Genomic DNA, 22,017 nt, shown 5'->3' with positions numbered 1-22,017 from the left:
TCAGATAATGTGGCTATGACCATATTCCTGCCCACTTTGATTGTGTAAGCGTTGGCTGAGCGTAAGTCGAAGCCTTTATGAAGTATGATTTTCCCAAGCTACCCTTCGACTTACGCTCAGGGTACGGTGAGCACTTGTGGGTAAGCATTTAGTCTTAGCCGATAATGTAATCTTTTAATTCATCAAAATGCTCGATCACCGCAATAGCATTTAAGCTGTGTAAGTCCACACCATTGGCATAGCCGTGACTTATAAGAATGTAGGGCATTTTATAGGCTTTAGCACAATAAGCATCATTGGCGGAATCACCAATCATAAGACTTGTTGTTATATCAGCATTTAGCATTCTAGCCGCATATTCTAAAGGGGCAGGGCTTGGCTTGTAAAATGGCGTAGTATCACCGCCAACAACACAATCAAAGTATTGATCTAAACCTAAATGCTCTAGTGTTTTAATGGCATGCGCTTCTTCCTTGTTCGTCACTACGGCCATTTTAATCTTATGATTCTTAAAATGGGTTAATGCGTCAATAACACCAGGATAGATATGTGTGTGCTGCCCCATGGCTTCTTCATAATGATCTAATGTGAGCTTTAGCGCATCATTAGCATAAGCAGCTACTTTGTCAGGGGTTAAATCAAGTGATAACACTTTTTTGGTTGTTGTTGGAAAACCTTTACCAATAATGTTTGCGGTTGTTTGATTGCAAATGGGTTCCAGTGCAAAGTGTGCACGCATTTTATTAAGTGCATAGGTAATGTCACTGAGACTATTAATGAGTGTGCCATCCAAGTCAAAAAAGAGAGTGTTATAGTGTGTTTTATTCATGGTGATGTTTTTTAAGAAGATTGTTTATCGCATGTTTGATTTGACCATCTTCTAGCGTTTTTGCCAAGTTTTTAAATGCATTTTGTGCACTATTAGGCATATGTGCTTCAGGTGAGGTTGTCTTTTTCTTGGGCTCAAATACAAGCACTAATTCTAACGTATTTAAGTCTTTAAAGTACTCACTGGTGTTTAATAGGGCAATAAGCTGTTTTTTCAATTCGCGAAATTTAGCGATCAATTCAGGAATCTCAGTTTTTAACACCAGCTTTTCGCCATTGTAAAAACAAACTTTCGTATGGTTGAAATAGGGAATATCAAAATGCAGTAATTTTTGCTCGGTTGTTTTCACCAGTTCATGTTGTTGTTTAATGGTATGCAACAGCGAACCTTTTTTGTTTTTTCTGCTGCTTAAAAGATCAGTGACAGATGTGCTATTCTTACGGATCATTTTGATGCACTTGGCTTTTGTTATGGTATAAGTTGCAGTATAATCCAAAACCAGTTATGTGGAAAAGCCTTATCTAGGATATCAATGATTATTAAAAAATTATTTGGCAGTCGAAATGACCGCTTGATTAAAAAGATGCAAAGAACAGTCAATAAGATCAATGCCTTAGAGCCAGACATTGAGAAATTATCTGATGACGAGCTTAAAGCTAAAACCCTTGAATTTAAAGAAAGGCTAGCTAAAGGCGATAGTCTTGAGCAATTATTGCCAGAGGCCTTTGCCGTTGTAAGAGAAGCGGCAAAACGCGTGAAAGGTATGCGTCATTATGATGTGCAGCTTATTGGTGGAATGGTGTTGCATTCAGGTAAAATTGCTGAGATGCGTACGGGTGAAGGTAAAACGTTGGTCGCAACGTTGCCCGTGTATTTAAATGCATTAACCGGTAAAGGTGTGCACGTCATTACCGTCAATGATTATCTAGCTTCACGTGATGCTGAATTGATGGGACAAATTTATGGCTTCTTAGGACTAACTACGGGTGTGATTGTTGCTAATTTGTCACCTGATCAACGTCGTGAGGCATATGCTTGTGATATTACGTATGGTACAAATAATGAGTTTGGTTTTGACTATCTACGCGATAATATGGCGTTTAGTAAAGAAGAGCAGGTTCAACGTAGTCGTAACTTTGTGGTGATTGATGAGGTTGACTCTATCTTGATCGATGAAGCGCGAACGCCATTGATTATCTCAGGCGCATCAGAAGATAGCTCTGATATGTATTTATTGTTTAATGGGTTGGTACCAAGCTTAATCAAACAGGAAAATGAAGAGGCGACCGATGGTGATTATTATTTAGATGAAAAATCAAAACAAGCCTATTTAACCGATCAAGGGCACACCAAGATTGAGGCAGCTTTGATTGAAAAAGGCGTATTAAATGAAGGGGATAATCTCTATTCGCCACAGCATGTAACCAAAATGCATTATTTAAATGCCTGTTTACGAGCCCATAGTTTATACCAGAAAAATGTTGATTATATCATTCGCGATCAGGAAGTGATTATTATTGATGAAAACACAGGGCGTGCGATGGAAGGGCGCCGTTGGTCAGATGGACTACATCAAGCGATTGAGGCTAAAGAAGGCGTTAAAATTCAAGGTGAAAACCAAACACTAGCATCAATTACGTTCCAGAATTTCTTCAAACTTTATAATAAGATGTCAGGAATGACAGGTACTGCGGATACTGAAGCCTTTGAATTTCACGAAATTTATGGTCTAGAGGTGGTGGTTATCCCAACGAATCGTCCACCGCAACGTCAAGATCATCATGATCGCATTTTTGGTGATCAGAAAGATAAGTTTATGGCTATCGTTGATGATATTAAAGAGCGTGTTGAAAAAGGACAGCCGATACTTGTCGGTACGGCATCCATTGAAACTTCTGAAATCTTATCAACACTTCTGCGTAAGAAAAAGATCAAACATGATGTGTTAAATGCTAAGCAGCATGCCAGAGAAGCAGCCATTATCGCGCAAGCGGGTTATCCTGGAAATGTTACGATTGCAACGAATATGGCAGGTCGTGGTACGGATATTATCTTAGGAGGTAACTGGGAAGCAGAAATTGCTGAGATTGAAGCGCCAACGGAAGCACAAATTAATGAAATCAAAACTGCGTGGAAAGCACGCAATAAACAAGTCATTGAAGCGGGTGGTTTGTGTATTTTGGGCTCAGAGCGTCATGATTCACGCCGCGTTGACAACCAGTTAAGAGGTCGTGCAGGACGTCAAGGCGATCCAGGTGAAAGTCGTTTTTATTTGTCAATGGATGATAATTTATTGCGTATTTTTGCTTCTGAAAGCTTGGCTAATCGCATGAAAAAAGCGTTATCAGGTGGTGAGTCTATTCAATTTGGCATGATGACACGCTTTATTGCTAAAGCACAGTCTAAAGTAGAGCAATATCACTTTGATATTCGCAAAAATCTTCTTGAATATGATAATGTTGCTAATGAACAGCGCTTGGTTATTTATAAGCAACGTGAAGAGTTACTTGGTAAAGACGATGTTTCTGAAATCATTGCCAATATGCGTTATGACGTTGCTGAAAAGCTATTTCATGATCATGTGCCAGCTGGTTCAATGGAAGAGCAGTGGGATTTAGAAGGTTTGGAAAAAGCGTTACTAGGCGATTTCTCTATTGCACTTAGCTTACGCAAGTTAGTTGCTGAAGATGATCATCTGCATGATGAAACATTAAAAGAGCTAGTGATCAAAGCCATTGTTGAAGAATATCAACAAAAGACAGAAAACCTTGAAGCGCAATCTATTCGTCAATTTGAAAAAATCAGTCTAATGCAGGCGTTAGATACACATTGGCGTGAGCACTTAAATGCAATGGATCACTTGCGTAATAGTATTAATCTAAGAGGCTATGCGCAAAAAGATCCTAAGAATGAATACAAAAAAGAGTCTTTTGAACTTTTCTCTAGTATGCTCGATAACTTCAAATATGAAGTGATATCTAATCTTGCTAAGATCAGAATCCAAGCGCCAGAAGAAGCGCAACGCATGGAAGAAGAGTGGAAAAATTCAATTAAAAATATTGAAGCCCAACATGAGGATGTGTTAGCGGGTAGCTCTTCATCGATAACTGATGAGGAAAATGCGCAAAGTGCACAGCAAGCACATCAACCATTTGTGCGTGACATGCCTAAAGTAAAGCGCAACGATCCATGCCCTTGTGGTTCAGGTAAAAAATACAAGCAATGCCATGGTGCGTTAGGTTGAGTAATGATGCATAAATTAATGGCACTCCCTTTGGCAGGAACACTAACCATCCATGGCAGCTTCGCACTGGATCCTCACGCCATCTTGCCTTACGGATGACAAGTCATAGGGTGTCATTGCGAGCATGGATGCGTGGCAATCTATTTTGTCAGGGATGGTAGATTTAAGTTCGTTGCAAAGCCTATATTTACAGGCTACTTCTTAAGGTAGTGCCATTAATGCATAAATAAGTTGCATCTGCTAGTACCTATGCTCTTGCAGGTGAGGAAGGTAATTAAAATATAATTTGTTTTTGAGCTTATTGATTGTTCGATATTCCGTTCTCTAGACTTTGTACTTTCTGCTGCAGTATACTTTTCAATTCCTCCATCCCTAAAGCATTTTTTCGCGGCAAAATAACATTTTTTGGCTGTGACGCTATTGTTATTAGATATTAAATCAATTAATCTCTTGTTGGATATTAACCAACAGCTAATGAACAAAGTTTCAATATAGGGGGAAACGATTATGGCTGCAACAATGCATTATAAATTGAAACCGGATGAACAATCTGCAGAGACATTTCCACTACGTGAGGTTGTACGTAAACGCGTACAACATTACTACAAAATGGTCTCACAAGAAGGCTTAAACCCTGATGATGTGTATGAATTAATTATGGAAGAAACCGAATGCCCAATGATTGAGGCAACGATGGACTTCACGGGTGGCAATCAAAGCCGTTCTGCGCGCATTCTTGGGCTTAATCGAGGCACTTTTCGTAAGAAGCTCGAGCAATACAACATGCTTGAAGCTGAAGATGAATCACCGCTAAAATAATTCGTTCACTTATTCATGATCAATGACACGTCCAGTAGTTGTATTTGTATAACTGCTGGCATTGTTATTCAATTCTTCATTTGAATTTTGTCCGGCTTTGTTAAGCATATCCTTAATGCGTTTTTTAACAATTAAGCCATAAATAACAAAGCATACACCTAAGAAAAGAAAAAGCGGCAACAGCAGTACTGCAACGGCGATTAAGAAGATAAGCTGTAAAGGATGTAATTTTTTCATATTTTCGATAAGCTCTATTTTTTCAATAGATCAAACTATATGCAAAAAAAGTGGTGAATACTAGGGTTTATAGCGAAATATAGCTATTTCACAAATACTTTTTAAGCGTTATCGTTTGTAAACGATAATATCCCATACGCCATGCTTTAGCCGCTGACCGCGTGCTTCAAATTTGGTCAACGGTCGATGCTCAGGACGTGGTGCAAAACCATTGTGCGGGTTTTCAAGTTGACAATGCTTGGTAAATAACTCGAGCACTTCGTCAGCATAATTCTGCCAATCCGTGGCAAAATGAATAAATCCTGTGGGTTTTAGCTTTTGTAGAATTAAATCAATAAACTCAGGATTAACCAAACGACGTTTATGATGACGCTTTTTATGCCATGGATCAGGGAAAAATATTTGTACACCTTGTAACGTGTTATCTTTAATCATGTGTTTAAAAACTTCAACGGCATCATGTTGCATTACGCGCAGGTTATCTAATGCGTTTTCATGGATATGATCTAAGATATTGCCAACACCCGGTTCATGTACTTCAATACCGAGAAAATTAAGCTCTGGTGCGTTTTTTGCCATTGTTACTAAGCTATTACCCATGCCAAAGCCAATTTCAATGACCAGCGGTTGAGGCGTTTTATAGTATATATCAAAATTAGTCTCCTCAGCTGTATAAGGAATTTGATAGAGGTGGACGTAATTGTCTAATGCGCGCTGTTGGCGCACGGTTGTCCTGCCGGCACGTTTTACAAAGCTTTTGATGGTGCGCAGAGGGGGTGTATTATTATCGCTCATTTTGTCTTGATAAAAATAATCAGTCTAAGAAGTGACATGGTAAAACGCTAAGCTAAAAAGCACAAGCCTAAAGTTTAGATTATGTGGTATTGACTATAGTGGAAAGACGAGGTTAAATAGCATCTTTTTATTATGAAGACCAAGGAACTTGATCCGATGCGACAGGTATCTCAATCATCTGAAAACATATCCTATCATTTTTTCTTACAAGCCTATTTGTTAATATTCTCAACAGAAGTATTATTTGCGCTGATTAATCCCAGTTATGTGCAGTTATTTTTTGATGAAAAATCTCCCTTTTGGTTGAATATTACCTCACAACAGCAAGCAGGGATTTATTACGGTGTGTTTTTGCTAGCCGGACAAATTGCAGGGATTGTTGCCAATGTCCTGTGGGGTATTGTTTCTGATTATATTGGGCGCAAAAAGGTTGCGCTAATATCAATACTGGCAGTTTTAGTTACGGGTGTTAGTGCGCTATTTTCAGCCTATTTGCATATGATCATTTTATTTATCATGGGTTATGTTTTAGGGCAGTTGCTTTATGGTATGTTTCCAGTCGTGATTGCCAGTATTTCAAGTGCAGCACATAACGATAAGCGTAAGTTGTTGTGGGTAGGATTATTGCAATTTTTTACTGGTCTTGCCTTTGTTATCGGACCCTTTGTCGGTAGTATGATTATGGCACAAAGTGGCAGCTTTATATCACCATATTATGTGATCGCAATAATATCCATTGTTTTGATATTTATTATTTGGTGTTGTTATCAACCTGAAAAATATTATCAGCAACAAAAAGCGCAGAACAATATGCCCTTCATGCAGACAGTATGGCGATTACTAAAGCAGAAAAAAATTGCTATTTTGATCGCACTTTTGTTACTAGATCAGCTCGCTTGGGGGATGTATTTTCAGTTTATTCAGCCGATTGCTAAGCTTAAGCTTGGCTTCAGTGTCACACAAATTGGCTTATTGGTGAGTTTTATTGGCTTATCGTTGATGTTATCTGCTTTAATTCTCTTACCAATCTTGCAACGCTTTTTAAGCTATCGGAAGTTATTTATTGCCGCTATTTTGGCAATGCTTGTTGGTGCGTTAGGGGCAATGTTTTTAGCACTATACCCAACTGATCATCAGTTGATGGTCTATGTTGTGAGTTTTCTTATGGCATTTGGCGATATGGTCGTTTTCTCGTTACTGGTTGTTGGATTCAGTAATGCGGTTGAGATCCGCTATCAAGGGTTTATTTCAGGTTTTTTATACACGCTTGCCAAAGGATTTGGTTGGGGGGTGTCTGGTGTTTTAGGTGGAGTGTTTATGACCATTAACATCGCTTGGTCGATGGGGTTTGCTAGTTCATGTTTGCTTGGGCTTTTAATTGTTTTTGTTAAAAACTATCATATTGTGTATGGTAATGATAATGCCTAAAGTAGCCACATAAGTGAATGTTAGGCCGTGTTTTGATCTTGTTGCAGGCTTGAGTAATAATTTTACATTTTAGTTTTAAATTTTGCGTGACATTTTCTATTAAAAATTATAACTTAACCCAGAGGCTAAGTAAAAATTTAATTCCTGGGGAGGATATATGAAAAAGCTCAAGTTAATGCCTGCATTATTGTTATCTGCATTTTTTATTGCAGGCTGTGGCAACAATAAGCATCAGTCGAGTCAAGCAGCAGACCAATTTGCACCTAAGGGGAAAGATACATTGGTTAGAGCAAATGGCTCAGAACCAGATTCTTTAGATCCTGCACGTGCTCAAACAAATGTAGCAGGTCAAATCTTGGGAGATATCGGTGAGGGTCTAATGTCTCAAAACCAAAAGAATGAGCCTGTTCCTGGTGTCGCAAAGTCATATACAGTATCTAAAGATGGATTGGTATATACGTTTGATTTGCGTAAAGATGCCAAGTGGTCAAATGGTGAGCCAGTAACAGCTAGTGATTTCTTATATGCGTTCCAACGTGCAGTTAATCCAAAAACAGCTTCAGAAATGGCGTATAAGCTCGCTCCGATTCAAAACGCACAAGCAATTATGGATGGTAAGAAGCCGATATCAAGCTTGGGTGTAAAAGTATTAGATAAATATAAAATACAAATTACGTTGGATCATCCAGTATATTATTTTCTAAGTATTATGGCAGATCCTATTTCATTCCCAGTCTATAAATCGGGCGTTGAAAAATGTGGCAGTAAGTTCTTTACAAAAGGCAGTGGTGATTGCGCCTATATTTCAAACGGTGCATATCATCTTAAAGAATGGGTGCCAAATGGGCATGTGACGGTTACGAAAAACCCATATTACTGGGATGCAAAAAGTGTGCACATTAAGAATGTAGAGTTTTTGCCAATTGTTGATCGTATGTCTGCTTACAGCGCTTACGAGTCTGGACGAGCTGACTATGTGATGTATGTTCCAACAGGAAATCTCAATGCCATAAAAGAAAAATACAAAGATCAATTAAAGTCTACTCAGTGGTTAGATATGGAGTATATTGATTTTAACTTAACTCAACCACCATTTAAGGATAATGTGAAGTTAAGAAAAGCACTAAGTCTTGTTATTAATAGAAAAGACATAGTCAAATATGTGACAAAGGAAGGAGATACGCCGCTATATAGTTTTTTCCCAAGTAGCATCGAGAATGGTATTTATCAAAATGTTGGTTATGAATGGCGAGACTGGCCGATGAATAAGCGTATTCAATTAGCCCAAAAACTATATGCTGAAGCGGGTTACTCCAAAGACCATCCTTTAAAAATTTCAATACAATATAATACGGATGAAGTTCATAAAAAGGTGATGCAGGCAGTTGCTCAAATGTGGAATAAGACACTGGGTGTTGAATCATCACTTGAAAACTCTGAATTTAAAGTATTTTTAAAGACGCGTCAAGCACATGCATATAATGGTGTTGCCAGAGATGGTTGGGTTGCAGATTTTAATGCAATTGATAATTTTGCCGATATGTGGACTTGTAATAATGCGCAAGATAATCCTGGATATTGTAATCCAGCCTATGACCAATTGATTGCGCAAGGACAAAAACAACTATCATCAGAAGCCGCTAAGCCTTACTATACAAAAGCACTCAATATTGCCATGGAAGATTACCCACTTATTCCTTTGTATAGTAATTCAGTTGTGCACTTGGTGAAGCCTTACATTCAAGGTTACCACATGCAAGTAAACCACTTGGATCAAGTATATGACAAGTGGCTATCATTTAAGTATCAGTCATAAGTATATAAAACACTATGACGCTATTGTATTTGGTATTTAAAATACATACGATAGCTTCATAGGAAATACGCGTTTATTTATCTGAAAGATACGTTAAAACAACAAGGGAGAGATAATGTTTGGTTATATTATTCGACGCTTAGGTGGTGCTATTCCTACATTGTTTGTGGTGGTGCTTATTAGTTTTTTGATGGTGCATATGACCCCAGGCGATCCATTTGCAACAGAACGTGCATTGCCACCTGAGGTTTTAAAGCAGTTGCATCATATGTATCACTTAGATCTGCCATTGTGGAAGCAGTTTTTCTATTATATTAATGATTTATTACATGGTAATTTAGGCTATTCCTATAAATACCAAGGGCAATCAATTAATCAGCTGGTTTTTCCTGATGGTGGGCAAGGCGGTTTTTGGGTTTCGGTGCAGTTGGGTATATTTAGTATTATTTTGGCAAGTATTTTTGGCATTATTTTTGGTATTTTTTCGGCACTAACGCGTAATACAAAGGTTGGTTTTGTTGATCATATCATCGGTGTCATTGCGATGCTGTTTATCTCAACCCCAATTGTGGTGACAGCTCCCTTAGCGGTGCTTATTTTTGCGGTGGTTCTAGGCTTGTTCCCAGCAGGTGGCTGGGGTAGTTGGAATGACTTGGTTCTACCAGTGATTGTCTTGGCGATTCCTTATATTGCGATTATCACCCAAATCACGAGAAGTAGTTTGATTGAAATATTAAGCTCGCCATTTATTCGTACAGCAAAAGCCAAAGGGCTTTCGATGCCACGTATTGTCTGGAAACATGCTTTAAAGCCGTCATTAATGCCTGTGGTGTCATTCTTAGGTCCGGCAGTTGCTGGTATTTTAACAGGGTCGGTTGTTGTTGAAACCGTATTTACCATTCCAGGTATTGGTGTACAAGTGGTGCAAGGGGCAACAAACCGCGATTATAATTTAGTCTTAGCATTAACGATTATCTATAGTTTATTGGTGATATTATTTAACTTGGTCGTTGATATTGTTTATGCCTTTTTAGATCCAAAAATTCGTTATTAGAGAGAGGTGAAAAATGGCAAAGAGTTTTACAATTGAACAAAAAAAGAAGAATGCAAACTTTTTAGAAGAGGTTGCCAATACTTCACATGAGCAAGCCTTTAAAGGTCGTAGTTTATACTATGATGCTTGGATGCGTTTTAAGAAAAATAAAATTGCAATGATCAGCCTAGTGATATTGCTACTAATTGTTTTAGCAGTTATCGTATTACCATGGTTTTCACCGTATACCTATGCTTATCAAAACTTACTGGAAGTCTATCAAGCACCTAGTGCCAGTCACTGGTTTGGCACGGACAGTTTAGGGCGTGATGTCTTTACGCGAGTGATGGTTGGTGGGCGCGTGACGCTTGAGATCGGTTTGGTGGCAACACTAGTCAGTGTGATTATCGGTACCTTAGTAGGTGCAGCGGCTGGTTTTTTTGGCGGCAAAATCGATAACATTCTCATGCGTATTGTCGATGTGCTTTATGGCTTACCTTTTATGTTTTTTGCTATTTTATTGGTGACCTTATTTGGTAGAAACTTTGTATTAGTTTTTATTGCCATTGGCGCGGTCAGTTGGCTTGATATGGCGCGTGTTGTGCGTGGGCAGACGCTAGGTTTAAAAAGCAAAGAGTTTATTGAAGCAGCTTATGTTTGTGGTGTCAGTGAAAGCGTGATTATCACCCGTCATATTATTAGAAACCTTATTGGTATTATTGCGGTGTATATTACGTTAACCGTGCCAGTTGTGATTATGACAGCTGCATTTTTAAGCTTCTTAGGTCTAGGTGTACAACCACCAATGACTGACTGGGGTGGGCTGATTAGCGATGGTGTGCAAGTGATTGCCTTTAATTATTGGTGGGTATTGGTGATTCCATCGATTTTCTTAACGGTTACTTTATTATGCTTTAATTTCGTCGGTAATGGTTTACGAGATGCGCTTGATCCGCGTGAGCATCGCTAGGAGAGAAATATGTCACTATTAGAAGTAAAAGACTTAGAAGTAAAATTTAAAACCAATGATGGATTGGTTAGTGCGGTTAATAAAATTAACTTTAGTTTAGATCAAGGCGAAACATTAGGAATTGTTGGCGAGTCAGGTTCAGGTAAAAGCCAAACCGTATTAGCATTAATGGGTTTATCAGCCTCCAATGCGGTAATTTCTGGTTCTGCTAAATTTAATGATAATGAGTTGGTTGGAATGCCAACAAACGCATTAAATAAGATCCGTGGTGATCAAATATCAATGATTTTCCAAGATCCAATGACCTCACTGAATCCTTATATTACCGTTGAAAAGCAATTATCTGAGACATTGATGATTCATCGCAATTGCTCAAAATCTGAAGCAGCTAAAAAAGCCATAGAGATGCTTGATGCAGTCCATATTCCAGATGCCAAGAATCGTGTAAAGCTCTACCCGCATGAATTCTCAGGTGGTATGCGTCAACGGGTGATGATTGCGATGGCGTTGATGTGCCGTCCAAAGCTCTTGATTGCCGATGAGCCGACAACGGCATTAGATGTGACGGTGCAAGCGCAGATCTTAACGCTATTAAAAGAGCTGCAAAATGAGTTTCATATGGCAACAATCTTAATTACTCATGATATTGGTGTTGTTGCTGGAGCTTGTGATCGTGTAATGGTAATGTATGGTGGATCACCTGTGGAGTCGGCAAATATTGATGATTTGTTTAAGCATAATCATCATCCGTATACCAAGGGGTTGATGGCAGCTACACCACGAGTTGATATCCCAAGTTCACGCTTGCAAGCAATTCCCGGAGAGCCGCCTGATTTGTCTAATTTGCCACAAGGATGCGCCTTCCAACCTCGCTGTGATTTTGCATTACAAAACTGTTTGATGCATAAACCAAAGCTTGAGAATTATGTAAAAAATGCAAAAGATAATAGCCATTTAGTCGCATGCTTTTATGCCAAGCAACAAATGGAGGCAATGAACCATGCTTAATAATCAAACCGTTTTAAATATAGAAAATCTAAAAGTTCATTTTCCATTAAAAAAATCATGGCCATGGCAAGAAACACGCTTTGTCAAAGCAGTTGATGGTGTGTCATTTGATGTCGCAAAAGGTGAAACATTAGGCATCGTCGGCGAGTCAGGTTGTGGTAAGTCAACACTAATTCGTGCGGTGGTTGGGTTGGTTAATGCAACAGAAGGCAAAGTAGTCTGGGCAGGCAAAGACTTAACGGCATTAAAACATAAAAAATCATGGCAGCCTGTTAGAAAAGAGATTCAAATGATCTTTCAGGATCCATTTGCCTCCCTTAATCCACGCATTACCATTGGTAATATCATCGCTGAACCGCTAAAAGTGCATGAACCAAAACTATCAAAAGAGGAGCGGCGTAGGCGTGTTGAAGAGATGATGCGCATGGTTGGCTTATCACCAAAGCATATTAATCGTTATCCTCATCAATTCTCAGGGGGGCAGTGTCAGCGTGTGGGAATTGCGCGCGCGCTGATTTTAAAGCCATCGATTTTGGTATGTGATGAGCCCGTTAGTGCTCTAGATGTATCGATTCAAGCGCAAGTAGTGAATCTATTAAAAGAATTGCAACAAACACTAGGATTGACGATTTTATTTATTGCACATAACTTAAGTGTGGTTAAACATATTTCAGATCGTATTATGGTGATGTATTTAGGTAACTTAATGGAAGTTGGCGAGTCAAAGGCTTTATGTGATCATCCGACACATCCTTATACTAAAGCGCTATTATCAGCGGTGCCATTACCAGATCCTGTGCTTGAGCGTGAGAAAAAAATCCAAATTTTGGAGGGAGACTTGCCATCACCTATTAATCCACCATCAGGTTGTGTATTTCGCACACGTTGTCCACTGGCGGATGAAGCGTGTGCTAAAGATAAACCGCAGTTATATGCTTTATCAGATGAACGCAAAGCGGCATGTATAAAATTACACGTTAAACAGTAAAGCTTAAGAATCTAAAACAAAATAAGGAGTGCAAGAGGCGATATGAAGGGATCAAAGAAGGTATTAGTATTGGGTTTAACATTGGCACTGGCTACATTGTCAGGTTGTGGGGGCAGTAACACACAATCAACACATTCAGATAGCACACCAAAAGGCAAAGATACCTTGATTGTTGGGGTGGGCACTGGGGTGCCAACGTTAGATCCGCAACTTGTCAATGATACGACTTCAGGGCGTGTTGTGGATGATCTTTTTGAAGGATTAACTACTGAGGATCAGTCAAATAAAGCGATTCCAGGTGTAGCCAAATCATGGGATATATCTAAAGATGGTAGCGTATACACCTTTCATTTACGTGATAATGCTAAATGGTCAAATGGCAAACCAGTCACTGCCGAAGATTTTGTGTTTTCATTGCGACGTGCGGTAACACCCAAAACCGCGGCACCTAATAACACAATGCTTAATGTGATCAAAGGTGCACAAGCTATTATGGATGGCAAAGCAAAGGCTGATACTTTAGCTGTTAAAGCATTAGATAATACGACACTTCAAATTACCTTGGCGCACCCCTTAGCATATTTTCCAGCAATTTTAGCAAATTCAGTGGCTTACCCTGTCTATCCTCCACTGGTTAAAGAGGATCCAAAAGGTTGGGCACAAGCAGGTAAAATGATTAGTAATGGTGCTTATAAGCTTAAAGAATGGATTCCCAATGGACATATCTTAGCAGTTAAAAATACTTATTACTGGGATGCTAATAAGGTTAAAATTGACAAGGTACGTTATTTACCAATTAATAATCCAACGGATGAGCTTAATCGCTATAAAGCAGGACAGATCGATATTACTTGGACATTGCCCGATGGTTTGAGTGCTAAGAAATATCGTAAGCAGTTTGGCTCACAATTTGTTGATGTGACACAACTAGGTGCATATTATTATTGGTTTAATACCAATGCCAAAGGCGTTGATAAACTGGAAGTACGCAAAGCGCTAACAATGACAGTCAATCGCAAGGCAATTATTGATGCTATTTTGAAGATGGGGCAAACACCTTTGTATAGTATTGTGCCACAAGGTATCCAAGGTGGTATTTATGATAATGTCTATAAAGATGTTCCAAGCTATAGTTGGGTCAATAAACCAATGGCAGAACGCGATCAAATCGCCAAAAGCTTATTAGAAAAAGCCGGATATTCTGCTACAAATCCATTGGATTTAACGATTAGCTATAACACATTGCCAACACATCAGAAGATTGCTGAAGCGATTACGCAAATGTGGAAGCAGGCTTTTGGTGATATGGTGAATGTTAAAATGCAGAATGAGGAGTGGAAGGTTTATCTACAAACTTTGCAGCAGCAAAATTATCAAATTGGACGCTTTGCATGGATTGCTGATTTTAATGCAGCGAGCAATTTTGTTGATATGTTTTTATGTAATAGTCCTAATAATAATGCCGGATTCTGTAACAAAGCACTCGATAAAGAATACAATCTGGGTATGTATGCGCCAACGCAAGCACAGTTTGATTCACACATGGAAAAGGCGATTGAGATTGCGATGGCAGGTTATTACGCTTTACCAATATATAATTACACGTATTTCCGTTTAGTGAAACCATATATTGGTGGTTATGATCCAGAGAATAATCATATGGATCATGTGTATTCAAAGTGGATGTATTTTAAAAAGTAAAAGGCGATTGACTTATTAATAAAATAAGTAAAATAAGTAAAACAGGAAAGATAATAAAGAGGTTTTTATAGACTAAACAACAACCAATCATGAGGGAGGAAAATATGAAAATCAAAAAACTACTGCTATGCATGTCGCTAGGTGCTATGGCTGTGACGATGAGTGCATGCTCAAAATCACAGACAGCAAAAGACGATAGTGGACAAGCAACAACGGCAACACAACAGCAAGTAGCACAAAAAGATCAAGTGTTAACGGTTGGTGTTGGTGCTGCGGTACCAACACTTGATCCAGGGATCTTGTCGGATGTCAGTTCAATGCGTGTTGTTAATGATCTGTATGAAGGCTTGGTTATGCTTAACCAAAAGGATGAAATTATTCCTGGTGTCGCTAAGTCTTGGGATATCTCAGCAGATGGTAAAACCTACACATTTCATTTGCGTCATGATGCTAAGTGGTCAAATGGTGATCCAGTGACTGCTGAGAATTTTGTCTATGCATTTAGACGTAATTTAAATCCAGAAACACCTAATGTATTTAATACAATGTTTGAGGCAATTGTTGGCACACCAGATATTATTAATGGCAAGTCAAAAGATTTTACAAGTTTGGGTGTGAAAGCTTTGGATGACTATACCTTGCAAATTAGCTTGTCACATCCACAGCCTTATTTCTTACAATTAATGCTATTAACATCTACTTATCCATTACACAAAGCGGAAATCCAAAAGTATGGTAAATCATGGGCGCAACCAGGTAAAATGGTCACTAATGGTGCCTATATGCTTAAAGAATGGATTCCAAATGGTCATTTGCTTGCAGTTAAAAACCCTTATTATTGGGATAAAAAAGATGTAGCGATTGAAAAGGTTAAATATTTGCCAATTGTTGAATTATCAACTGAATATGCAAAGTTTCAATCGGGTAATTTAGATATGACTTGGGATGTACCTAATGGTCAAAATATAGAATATTATGCTAAGAAATACGGTAATCAGTTACAGCATAATACGATGCTTGGTAATGAGTATTTTTGGTTTAATTTTAAAAATCCTGATTTTGCTAAAGTTGATGTGCGTAAGGCATTGACTATCGTTGTTGATCGTAAAGCACTGGTTGAGAGTGTAACGAAAAAAGGCGAGACGCCATCGTATAGTGTATTACCAGATGGTGTTCAGGGTGGTTTATATAAAGACCTTTATAAAACCATGCCAAGTTATCATTGGGCAAATCAAGATATGCAAACACGCCAACAAGAAGCCAAAGCATTGCTTGAAAAAGCAGGTTATTCGGCAGAGCATCCGCTTAAATTTACACTGACATATGACACATTACCGTGGAAAAAATCACTTGTGCTTGCTGTAGTTGGCATGTGGCAACAAGCCTTTGGTAATCTCATCGATGTATCACTGGAAAATCAAGAGTGGAAAGTCTTTTTACAAACCATGGAAAAGCATCAATTCGATATTGGTCTTTTGGATTGGAAGGCGGATTATAATGATGCCAGTGACTGGGTCGAGTTGATTACATGTGGCAGTGGTAATAACTATGGTCAATCCTGTAATCAGGAAGTTACTGAAAACTTCAGAAAGGCAGTGAGTCAAAAAGATGAGCAGGCTGAAATCCCATATATGACCAAAGCGATAAAAGCGGCGATGAATGATTATATTATTCTGCCACTTTATAATTACTCGTATAATCACTTAATGAGCAAACGCGTCGCTGGATTTACTGCACAAAATGATCATATGAATATGATTCAATCGAAATGGTTGTACTTTAAAACAAATAAAGAGAGTTAATAAAATCTTCTGTAGGGGCGTATTGCATACGCCCTATTTTAGTGTGCATACATACTCATCACAAAATTTCCATAAACTACTTTGCAATCAAATACAGCAAAATCATTTACGATAGGTGTAGCTTTACATTTTTATTTATCTCAATGATTTTTGAATGTTAAGTAAAGTGTAATGCTTTACCATAAGTATCGGATAGATAGATTAACAATATCTTTTTTATAAGGAGATTAATTCAATGGCAAAAAAATATTTTATAGTGGCGTTAATCATTTTAATTGCAGGATGTACGAATAAAGCTGCTGATCATAAAAAGGCAACAAAAGATGCTAAACCTTTAAAGTCAACACCAGAAAATACCATGGTTATTTCAAATGATACAAGTATCCCAACCCTTGACCCAGGAAGTTCAGTGGGTGCTGATGATGTTTCGTATAGAGTCATCGCAGATTTATTTGAGGGATTAGTTAATTTGAATCAAAGCAATCAAATTGTACCAGGTGTCGCAAATTCATGGGATATCTCAAGTGATGGGCTTGTATATACATTCCACTTACGTAAAAATGCGAAATGGTCAAACGGAGAGCCGGTAACCGCAGAAGACTTTGTTTATGCATTTAGAAGAAATGCAGATCCAGCACAAGCCTCTCCGCAGAACGTATTCTTTTTGCCAATTAAAAATGGTAAGCAGGTTATTAATGGGCAATTACCAACAAAAGATTTAGCCATTAAAGCCCTTTCAAAGGATACGTTGCAGATTACGCTAGAGGTTCCATCACCCACTTTCTTACAAAGTCTTGCTGTACCGATCATGTTTCCATTATATCAACCAGCCATTAAAAAATGGGGGAATCAATGGATACAACCTGGGCATATTGTCGGCAATGGGGCGTATATGCTTAAAAAATGGGTGGTGAATGGCTACTTATTGGAAGAGAAAAATCCTTACTATTGGGATGAGAAAAATGTGAGAATTCCATTTATCAAATTTTTGCCGACAAATGCTTTAGACGGTTATAACCATTATCGAGCCGGTTCTGTTGACTTTACAGATACGCCGTCAGGTGTCAAATTATCAAAGTTAAAATCACAGTTTACAGATCAAGTTTATAACGTACCTTATTTAGCGGTTGTTTATTACTGGATTAATATGAAAAAACCAGCGTTTCAAGATATCCGTGTACGAAAAGCATTAAATATGGTTATCGATCGCCATCTGATTACAGATCAGTTGGTCGGTATGGGTAGAACACCTGCTTATGGTGTAGCACCTGATAGTATACAGCATGGTGCGTTTAAAGAACTGTATAAGACACTTCCATCTTATGCTTGGGTTAATTGGTCGATGTCAAAACGAATTGTTGAAGCTAAAAAATTATTGATGGCAGCAGGATTTAGCGCAAAACATCCGTTGCATTTTGAGTTGAGCTATAACACCAGCGAATATAATAAGCAAATAGCACTTTCTGTCATGCAAATGTGGCAGCAGGCATTTAAAGATAGTATTGATGTCAAGTTGCATAATGATGAATGGAAAGTCTATATTGAGGAGGTAAATAAAGGCAACTTTGATATCGCGAGAATGGGCAGTAATGCAAGTATTAATGCGGTAAATGAATTTGTTTACGCATTGACCTGTAATGCACCATCTAATAGTGGAGGCTCTTGTATCCCATCAATCAATAAAGATTATCAAGCAGCGACTCATGCTATAAATCATAAAGACTATAATCATTACATGAAAAGTGCTTTAACTACGGCAATGAATGCCTATTTGACTATTCCAATTTATAATGCGACATACACTAACTTAGTTAAACCACGCATTGGTGGCTATGATCCAACTTATAATAATTTAGATTTTATTTATTCTAAGTGGTTTTATTTTAAATAGTGGAAAGGTATGTTTCTGTTTAAGCGGGTGCTAAGATGGTCGATCACAAACGGTGCCGCTCACAGTGCCTAGATCCTTCCAAGGGCTAGACGGTTCAGATGAGGGTTCATTTCCTCGAGTCCATGATTTGGCTTGATATTCATTATTGTTATATGCGACAACATCGCCACTATGGTAGGCAATGCTTGAATCCCATTTAAATACGATACCCTGAGGTATTTCAAATAATTTCCAACCACTATTAGGTGTCGTTGGCACAACATTTTTTGACACCCAATATTGTGCTTGCCAAAGATATTTATGGTAGTTGACAACATCTCCAGCATTATAATGGTCTTGCGTAGTATCACCAAAATCTGGATATTGTTTGGCATTTGGGTCCTGACAATCATTTACTATATGATAGTTAACCGTTAAGTCTGATGTGATTTGACTATTTTCAATATTGATAGTAGCTGTTTGTGATCCTGAAATAACATTGGATGTATCCATATTAATGCTAAATGTGCATGAATCACCAGTAAAGAGCACTTTAGATTCACATTGCTGTGAAAAGTTTGTTGATAAAGGATGGCTAAGTCCAGTTACTTTACCCAGTTTTGCAGAAACTAAACCAATATTTGTAATCGTAATCTGTTTCGTTGTTACGCTTTGCTGTTGTGATGTATTAAAATCAATCTTATCTTGTGAAAAAGCAAGTTTTGGATTTATGGTAATCTGAAAGTCGTAAATCCCCAGACCCCAAGTCCCAAAGCGTATTGTATTGATACTGGGTATATAACTTATATCTTGTGTCATAAAGATTGGCGTTTTAGCATCTAGTAAACTAAACCATTGTCTTAGTAGAGTATCAAAAACAAAAGGACCAAGAGTAGTACCTACAAAAACAAGTCGTCCATCGGGTGTTCCTTGTAGTTTTTGTGCTATGAGAGCAGAGTGAGGAAGTATGCCTGATACATTTTGCATTGTTGTTCCACCATCTTCGCTATACCAGGAATTATTCGTACTTGCAGGACAGTAAAATAAGATGTTCTTATAATCCACAGGAGATACCCATAATACACAGTCACTCGTTTCATTCATCGGTAAATTATCATTGATAGGTAACCAGTTATCACCTTTATCAGTACTTCTGTATAAGCTATTGCCACGAATAACATATAAAATATTAGGGTCAGCACTATATTGATCAAATCCACTAAAATTACCACTTGAATTGTTTGGTGAGCTGTACTTTAAAGTGTAAGTTTGATTTTCATTCGACCATATTGCTTCAAATAGTTTAGAAGCGTTCCAGATCCAAACGATATTATCAGGATGCTCTTTGTCGATCATTACTCTAAAATTAGCACTATAGGGTATTGGTAAAGTAAGCGCATGATCAGTACTTATTGCTCGGATACCTAAGAAATTACTACCGTCATATTCAGGTGCTGGAGGTGTGATGCTAACGGGATTATTTCCTCTTAATTGCCAGATAACATGACTAAGCTCACTGGATATAAATGTTCCACCATCACCATAAGGTGCTTGCGTAAAATGCAAAAGAGAGTCTTGATCTGTTTGACAAAACGAAGTTTCATCACCTTGATCTTGTGTTCCTATAACAATGTCGTCGGGATTCTGCCAACCTGTCACCATAGATTGTCTGTATATTTCAGCGGTTTGAGCTCCATATAAAGTGATATTATAGTAGACTTCATTGGGTAATTGATAATCATAATACTCCCCTGTCGTCCATTGATTTATATCAGTTATTGTCCAATCTTTATAGGATCGATAAATGCCACCATCGGTACTATTTAATGTAAATAGTTTGCCTGATTTATCATAAAAAAACTGCGATGAGCCATGATCTGCATGGATACGAACTCGCGAACGCATATCTTGATCATTCGGTAAAGCAACTTGGTGCATCCACCATATATTAGGGTTTAGAAAACTTTTGGCTCCATCAAATGAAAATGTTGGATTCATGTATCCACCAATTAGGATATTTGGATTTTCAGGGTCTGTTGAAATGAAATCACCAGGGTAGCTAGAGCCTGGCTGCATTACCCATGATGCACCACCATCAGTACTTGTTAAGTACTTGTAATCATCATCTCGATTACAAATAATAAGTAAACGACTATCACCACCAATAACGAATCGATCACTGGGTTTATATTGCCATGACCCTAGCTTGGTAAATGTAGATTCATTATTTTTTAATTGATAGAAGTTACTGTTTCTAGTTAGGTAAACATTACCATTATTGGGTTGATTATTGTAACGAGGTGAGTATAAGCTCATTTTCTGTTTACTGCCAAAATCTTCAAGTACAGTAAAGTGACTACCGTCATCAATGGAAACATAAACTCTTTGGTCATCAGTAGCGTATAGTTTCCATTGTCCTGTATCTGTTTGGCGATTTATGATCAATTGAGTAATATTGTCTAACAAACCCTGAGATGATTGCCAAGTTGTACCATCATTATCAGTATATTTTATTTGACCATGATTAATGGCGACTAACAGTCGTTGCTTATGGTCAGTTGATTGCGTAAATATCATACTGTTAAATCGATAAGGGAGTTGACCTGATATTAATTTAAAATCATCTCCTGCTAAGCTGCCCTTAAAGATAGATTGCGTTCCTCCAGAATGTCCACATGTCATTCCCCAAACAGTGTTATCACGCTCATCAAATTCAGTCATCTGCCAACAACCTGGTTGATTATCAGGGCCTTTGGAGAGCCATGTGCCGTACTGTGGATGAGCCACTGATTGACTGTTTTTCAAAAGCTGTAGTTCTTGATGAATCTGCTTTGCTTCGGATGGGCTTCTATCACGGTTTTTCTCGCTAAGCTTAGGCCTAGTATCATCGTCATCGTCATCATCGTCATCGCCAACGATCATACTCATTGGTTTAGCGTTATATCTTATCTGATTATCATGTTGATAATATAAATATTGTAAGTACATGCTTATGCTAATTCCCAACATAAGCATAAGCAAAGCAATGATGATTAATTGTATCCGTCTTTTCATAATCCCCCCAGATTAAGTTTGATTTCGATATAAATACCTTATGATTGAGCGAGCTAATATTGATTAATTAAAATAATTGTCAATAAGATTTCTTGTTTTATTATTACTTATGTTTTTTAAATTCTAAGGAATATACTATACCGCTCGTGCTCGCAATGACAGCCTCTGACTTGTCATCCTACTAAAGATAGTGCCATTAAGTTATAAATGAATTTTAACTTAAAATAATGAATATCATTTTAATATTTATTTTTTTATATAAGGTTAAGAGGTTTTATAGGTATAATCTAGAGCAAGCTATTGTTCTGATCATTATTTATAAAGCACAGGTATTTGCCTTTCTATTCTAGAGCATCCTAAGCGGCTTCGCCGCAACTAAACATAGCAATAACTTGCGGGTGCTCTTGATGGTAAAAATGAACA

The 22,017-nt window shown here is 38.0% G+C and carries 16 protein-coding genes; 11 read left to right on the top strand and 5 right to left on the bottom strand.

The features are described from left to right. Positions 1-154: 154 nt before the first annotated feature. Together ACZ5V8_RS07250 and ACZ5V8_RS07245 are read right to left on the bottom strand one after the other, a co-directional pair. Positions 155-829: an HAD-IA family hydrolase gene (locus tag ACZ5V8_RS07250; protein ID WP_464217260.1), complete on the bottom strand. Its 675-nt coding sequence runs from the start codon at positions 827-829 to the stop codon at positions 155-157. After that, positions 822-1,277, bottom strand: a complete 456-nt coding sequence (locus ACZ5V8_RS07245) for a hypothetical protein (protein ID WP_464217259.1) — start codon at positions 1,275-1,277, stop codon at positions 822-824. Before ACZ5V8_RS07245 ends, ACZ5V8_RS07250 begins: the two co-directional genes overlap by 8 nt. 84 nt (positions 1,278-1,361) lie before the next feature. Here ACZ5V8_RS07245 and secA point away from each other — a divergent pair, with 84 nt between their 5' ends. Further along, positions 1,362-4,073, top strand: a complete 2,712-nt coding sequence (secA, locus tag ACZ5V8_RS07240; protein ID WP_464217258.1) for a preprotein translocase subunit SecA — start codon at positions 1,362-1,364, stop codon at positions 4,071-4,073. A gap of 507 nt (positions 4,074-4,580) precedes the next feature. Further along, positions 4,581-4,892 carry a helix-turn-helix domain-containing protein gene (locus ACZ5V8_RS07235; RefSeq protein ID WP_117003696.1) on the top strand — a complete coding sequence of 104 codons (312 nt, stop codon included), beginning with the start codon at positions 4,581-4,583 and terminating at the stop codon, positions 4,890-4,892. A gap of 9 nt (positions 4,893-4,901) precedes the next feature. Here the strand turns inward: ACZ5V8_RS07235 and ACZ5V8_RS07230 are convergent, their stop codons facing one another. Continuing rightward, a complete protein-coding gene (locus tag ACZ5V8_RS07230) occupies positions 4,902-5,129 on the bottom strand; it encodes a hypothetical protein (RefSeq protein ID WP_440617650.1) in 228 nt (75 codons plus the stop codon). A gap of 108 nt (positions 5,130-5,237) precedes the next feature. After that, on the bottom strand, positions 5,238-5,924 hold the full coding sequence (gene trmB, locus ACZ5V8_RS07225) for a tRNA (guanosine(46)-N7)-methyltransferase TrmB (protein ID WP_464217257.1): 687 nt from the start codon (positions 5,922-5,924) through the stop codon (positions 5,238-5,240). A 156-nt stretch (positions 5,925-6,080) separates the two neighbouring features. Between trmB and ACZ5V8_RS07220 the strand changes: the two genes are divergently transcribed. The 9 genes from ACZ5V8_RS07220 to ACZ5V8_RS07180 all read left to right on the top strand — a co-directional run bounded on the left by ACZ5V8_RS07220 (position 6,081) and on the right by ACZ5V8_RS07180 (position 18,561). Beyond that, complete coding sequence (locus ACZ5V8_RS07220) at positions 6,081-7,352, top strand: MFS transporter (RefSeq protein WP_464217256.1); 1,272 nt, start codon at positions 6,081-6,083, stop codon at positions 7,350-7,352. A gap of 157 nt (positions 7,353-7,509) precedes the next feature. After that, a complete protein-coding gene (locus ACZ5V8_RS07215) occupies positions 7,510-9,168 on the top strand; it encodes a peptide ABC transporter substrate-binding protein (RefSeq protein WP_464217255.1) in 1,659 nt (552 codons plus the stop codon). A 115-nt stretch (positions 9,169-9,283) separates the two neighbouring features. Further along, entirely contained in the window at positions 9,284-10,222 is a 939-nt protein-coding gene (locus tag ACZ5V8_RS07210; protein WP_464217254.1) for an ABC transporter permease, read from the top strand. Between the two features lie 13 nt (positions 10,223-10,235). Next, positions 10,236-11,171, top strand: coding sequence for an ABC transporter permease (locus ACZ5V8_RS07205; RefSeq protein ID WP_464217253.1), 936 nt, complete (start codon positions 10,236-10,238; stop codon positions 11,169-11,171). A 9-nt stretch (positions 11,172-11,180) separates the two neighbouring features. Then, positions 11,181-12,179, top strand: coding sequence for an ABC transporter ATP-binding protein (locus ACZ5V8_RS07200; RefSeq protein ID WP_464217252.1), 999 nt, complete (start codon positions 11,181-11,183; stop codon positions 12,177-12,179). Continuing rightward, on the top strand, positions 12,172-13,167 hold the full coding sequence (oppF, locus tag ACZ5V8_RS07195; protein WP_464217251.1) for a murein tripeptide/oligopeptide ABC transporter ATP binding protein OppF: 996 nt from the start codon (positions 12,172-12,174) through the stop codon (positions 13,165-13,167). Before ACZ5V8_RS07200 ends, oppF begins: the two co-directional genes overlap by 8 nt. A gap of 42 nt (positions 13,168-13,209) precedes the next feature. Then, on the top strand, positions 13,210-14,868 hold the full coding sequence (locus tag ACZ5V8_RS07190) for a peptide ABC transporter substrate-binding protein (RefSeq protein ID WP_464217250.1): 1,659 nt from the start codon (positions 13,210-13,212) through the stop codon (positions 14,866-14,868). A gap of 104 nt (positions 14,869-14,972) precedes the next feature. Then, entirely contained in the window at positions 14,973-16,670 is a 1,698-nt protein-coding gene (locus tag ACZ5V8_RS07185) for a peptide ABC transporter substrate-binding protein (protein WP_464217249.1), read from the top strand. Between the two features lie 235 nt (positions 16,671-16,905). Beyond that, a complete protein-coding gene (locus tag ACZ5V8_RS07180; RefSeq protein ID WP_464217248.1) occupies positions 16,906-18,561 on the top strand; it encodes a peptide ABC transporter substrate-binding protein in 1,656 nt (551 codons plus the stop codon). Positions 18,562-18,591: 30 nt separating this feature from the next. Here the strand turns inward: ACZ5V8_RS07180 and ACZ5V8_RS07175 are convergent, their stop codons facing one another. After that, positions 18,592-21,594, bottom strand: coding sequence for a carbohydrate-binding protein (locus tag ACZ5V8_RS07175; protein ID WP_464217247.1), 3,003 nt, complete (start codon positions 21,592-21,594; stop codon positions 18,592-18,594). Positions 21,595-22,017 lie beyond the last annotated feature (423 nt).

It is taken from the genome of Cysteiniphilum sp. GTC20157 (assembly GCF_055396795.1).
This window is presented reverse-complemented; position numbering and strand designations above follow the sequence as displayed.

What these genes read in the sequence shown, in the direction of transcription:
- ACZ5V8_RS07185 (WP_464217249.1), top strand. Translation starts at nt 14,973, where the DNA reads ATGAAAATCAAAAAACTACTGCTATGCATGTCGCTAGGTGCTATGGCT.
- oppF (WP_464217251.1), top strand. Translation starts at nt 12,172, where the DNA reads ATGCTTAATAATCAAACCGTTTTAAATATAGAAAATCTAAAAGTTCAT.
- ACZ5V8_RS07190 (WP_464217250.1), top strand. Translation starts at nt 13,210, where the DNA reads ATGAAGGGATCAAAGAAGGTATTAGTATTGGGTTTAACATTGGCACTG.
- ACZ5V8_RS07180 (WP_464217248.1), top strand. Translation starts at nt 16,906, where the DNA reads ATGGCAAAAAAATATTTTATAGTGGCGTTAATCATTTTAATTGCAGGA.
- ACZ5V8_RS07175 (WP_464217247.1), bottom strand. Translation starts at nt 21,594, where the DNA reads ATGAAAAGACGGATACAATTAATCATCATTGCTTTGCTTATGCTTATG.
- ACZ5V8_RS07235 (WP_117003696.1), top strand. Translation starts at nt 4,581, where the DNA reads ATGGCTGCAACAATGCATTATAAATTGAAACCGGATGAACAATCTGCA.
- ACZ5V8_RS07230 (WP_440617650.1), bottom strand. Translation starts at nt 5,129, where the DNA reads ATGAAAAAATTACATCCTTTACAGCTTATCTTCTTAATCGCCGTTGCA.
- trmB (WP_464217257.1), bottom strand. Translation starts at nt 5,924, where the DNA reads ATGAGCGATAATAATACACCCCCTCTGCGCACCATCAAAAGCTTTGTA.
- secA (WP_464217258.1), top strand. Translation starts at nt 1,362, where the DNA reads ATGATTATTAAAAAATTATTTGGCAGTCGAAATGACCGCTTGATTAAA.
- ACZ5V8_RS07250 (WP_464217260.1), bottom strand. Translation starts at nt 829, where the DNA reads ATGAATAAAACACACTATAACACTCTCTTTTTTGACTTGGATGGCACA.
- ACZ5V8_RS07220 (WP_464217256.1), top strand. Translation starts at nt 6,081, where the DNA reads ATGCGACAGGTATCTCAATCATCTGAAAACATATCCTATCATTTTTTC.
- ACZ5V8_RS07215 (WP_464217255.1), top strand. Translation starts at nt 7,510, where the DNA reads ATGAAAAAGCTCAAGTTAATGCCTGCATTATTGTTATCTGCATTTTTT.
- ACZ5V8_RS07205 (WP_464217253.1), top strand. Translation starts at nt 10,236, where the DNA reads ATGGCAAAGAGTTTTACAATTGAACAAAAAAAGAAGAATGCAAACTTT.
- ACZ5V8_RS07210 (WP_464217254.1), top strand. Translation starts at nt 9,284, where the DNA reads ATGTTTGGTTATATTATTCGACGCTTAGGTGGTGCTATTCCTACATTG.
- ACZ5V8_RS07200 (WP_464217252.1), top strand. Translation starts at nt 11,181, where the DNA reads ATGTCACTATTAGAAGTAAAAGACTTAGAAGTAAAATTTAAAACCAAT.
- ACZ5V8_RS07245 (WP_464217259.1), bottom strand. Translation starts at nt 1,277, where the DNA reads ATGATCCGTAAGAATAGCACATCTGTCACTGATCTTTTAAGCAGCAGA.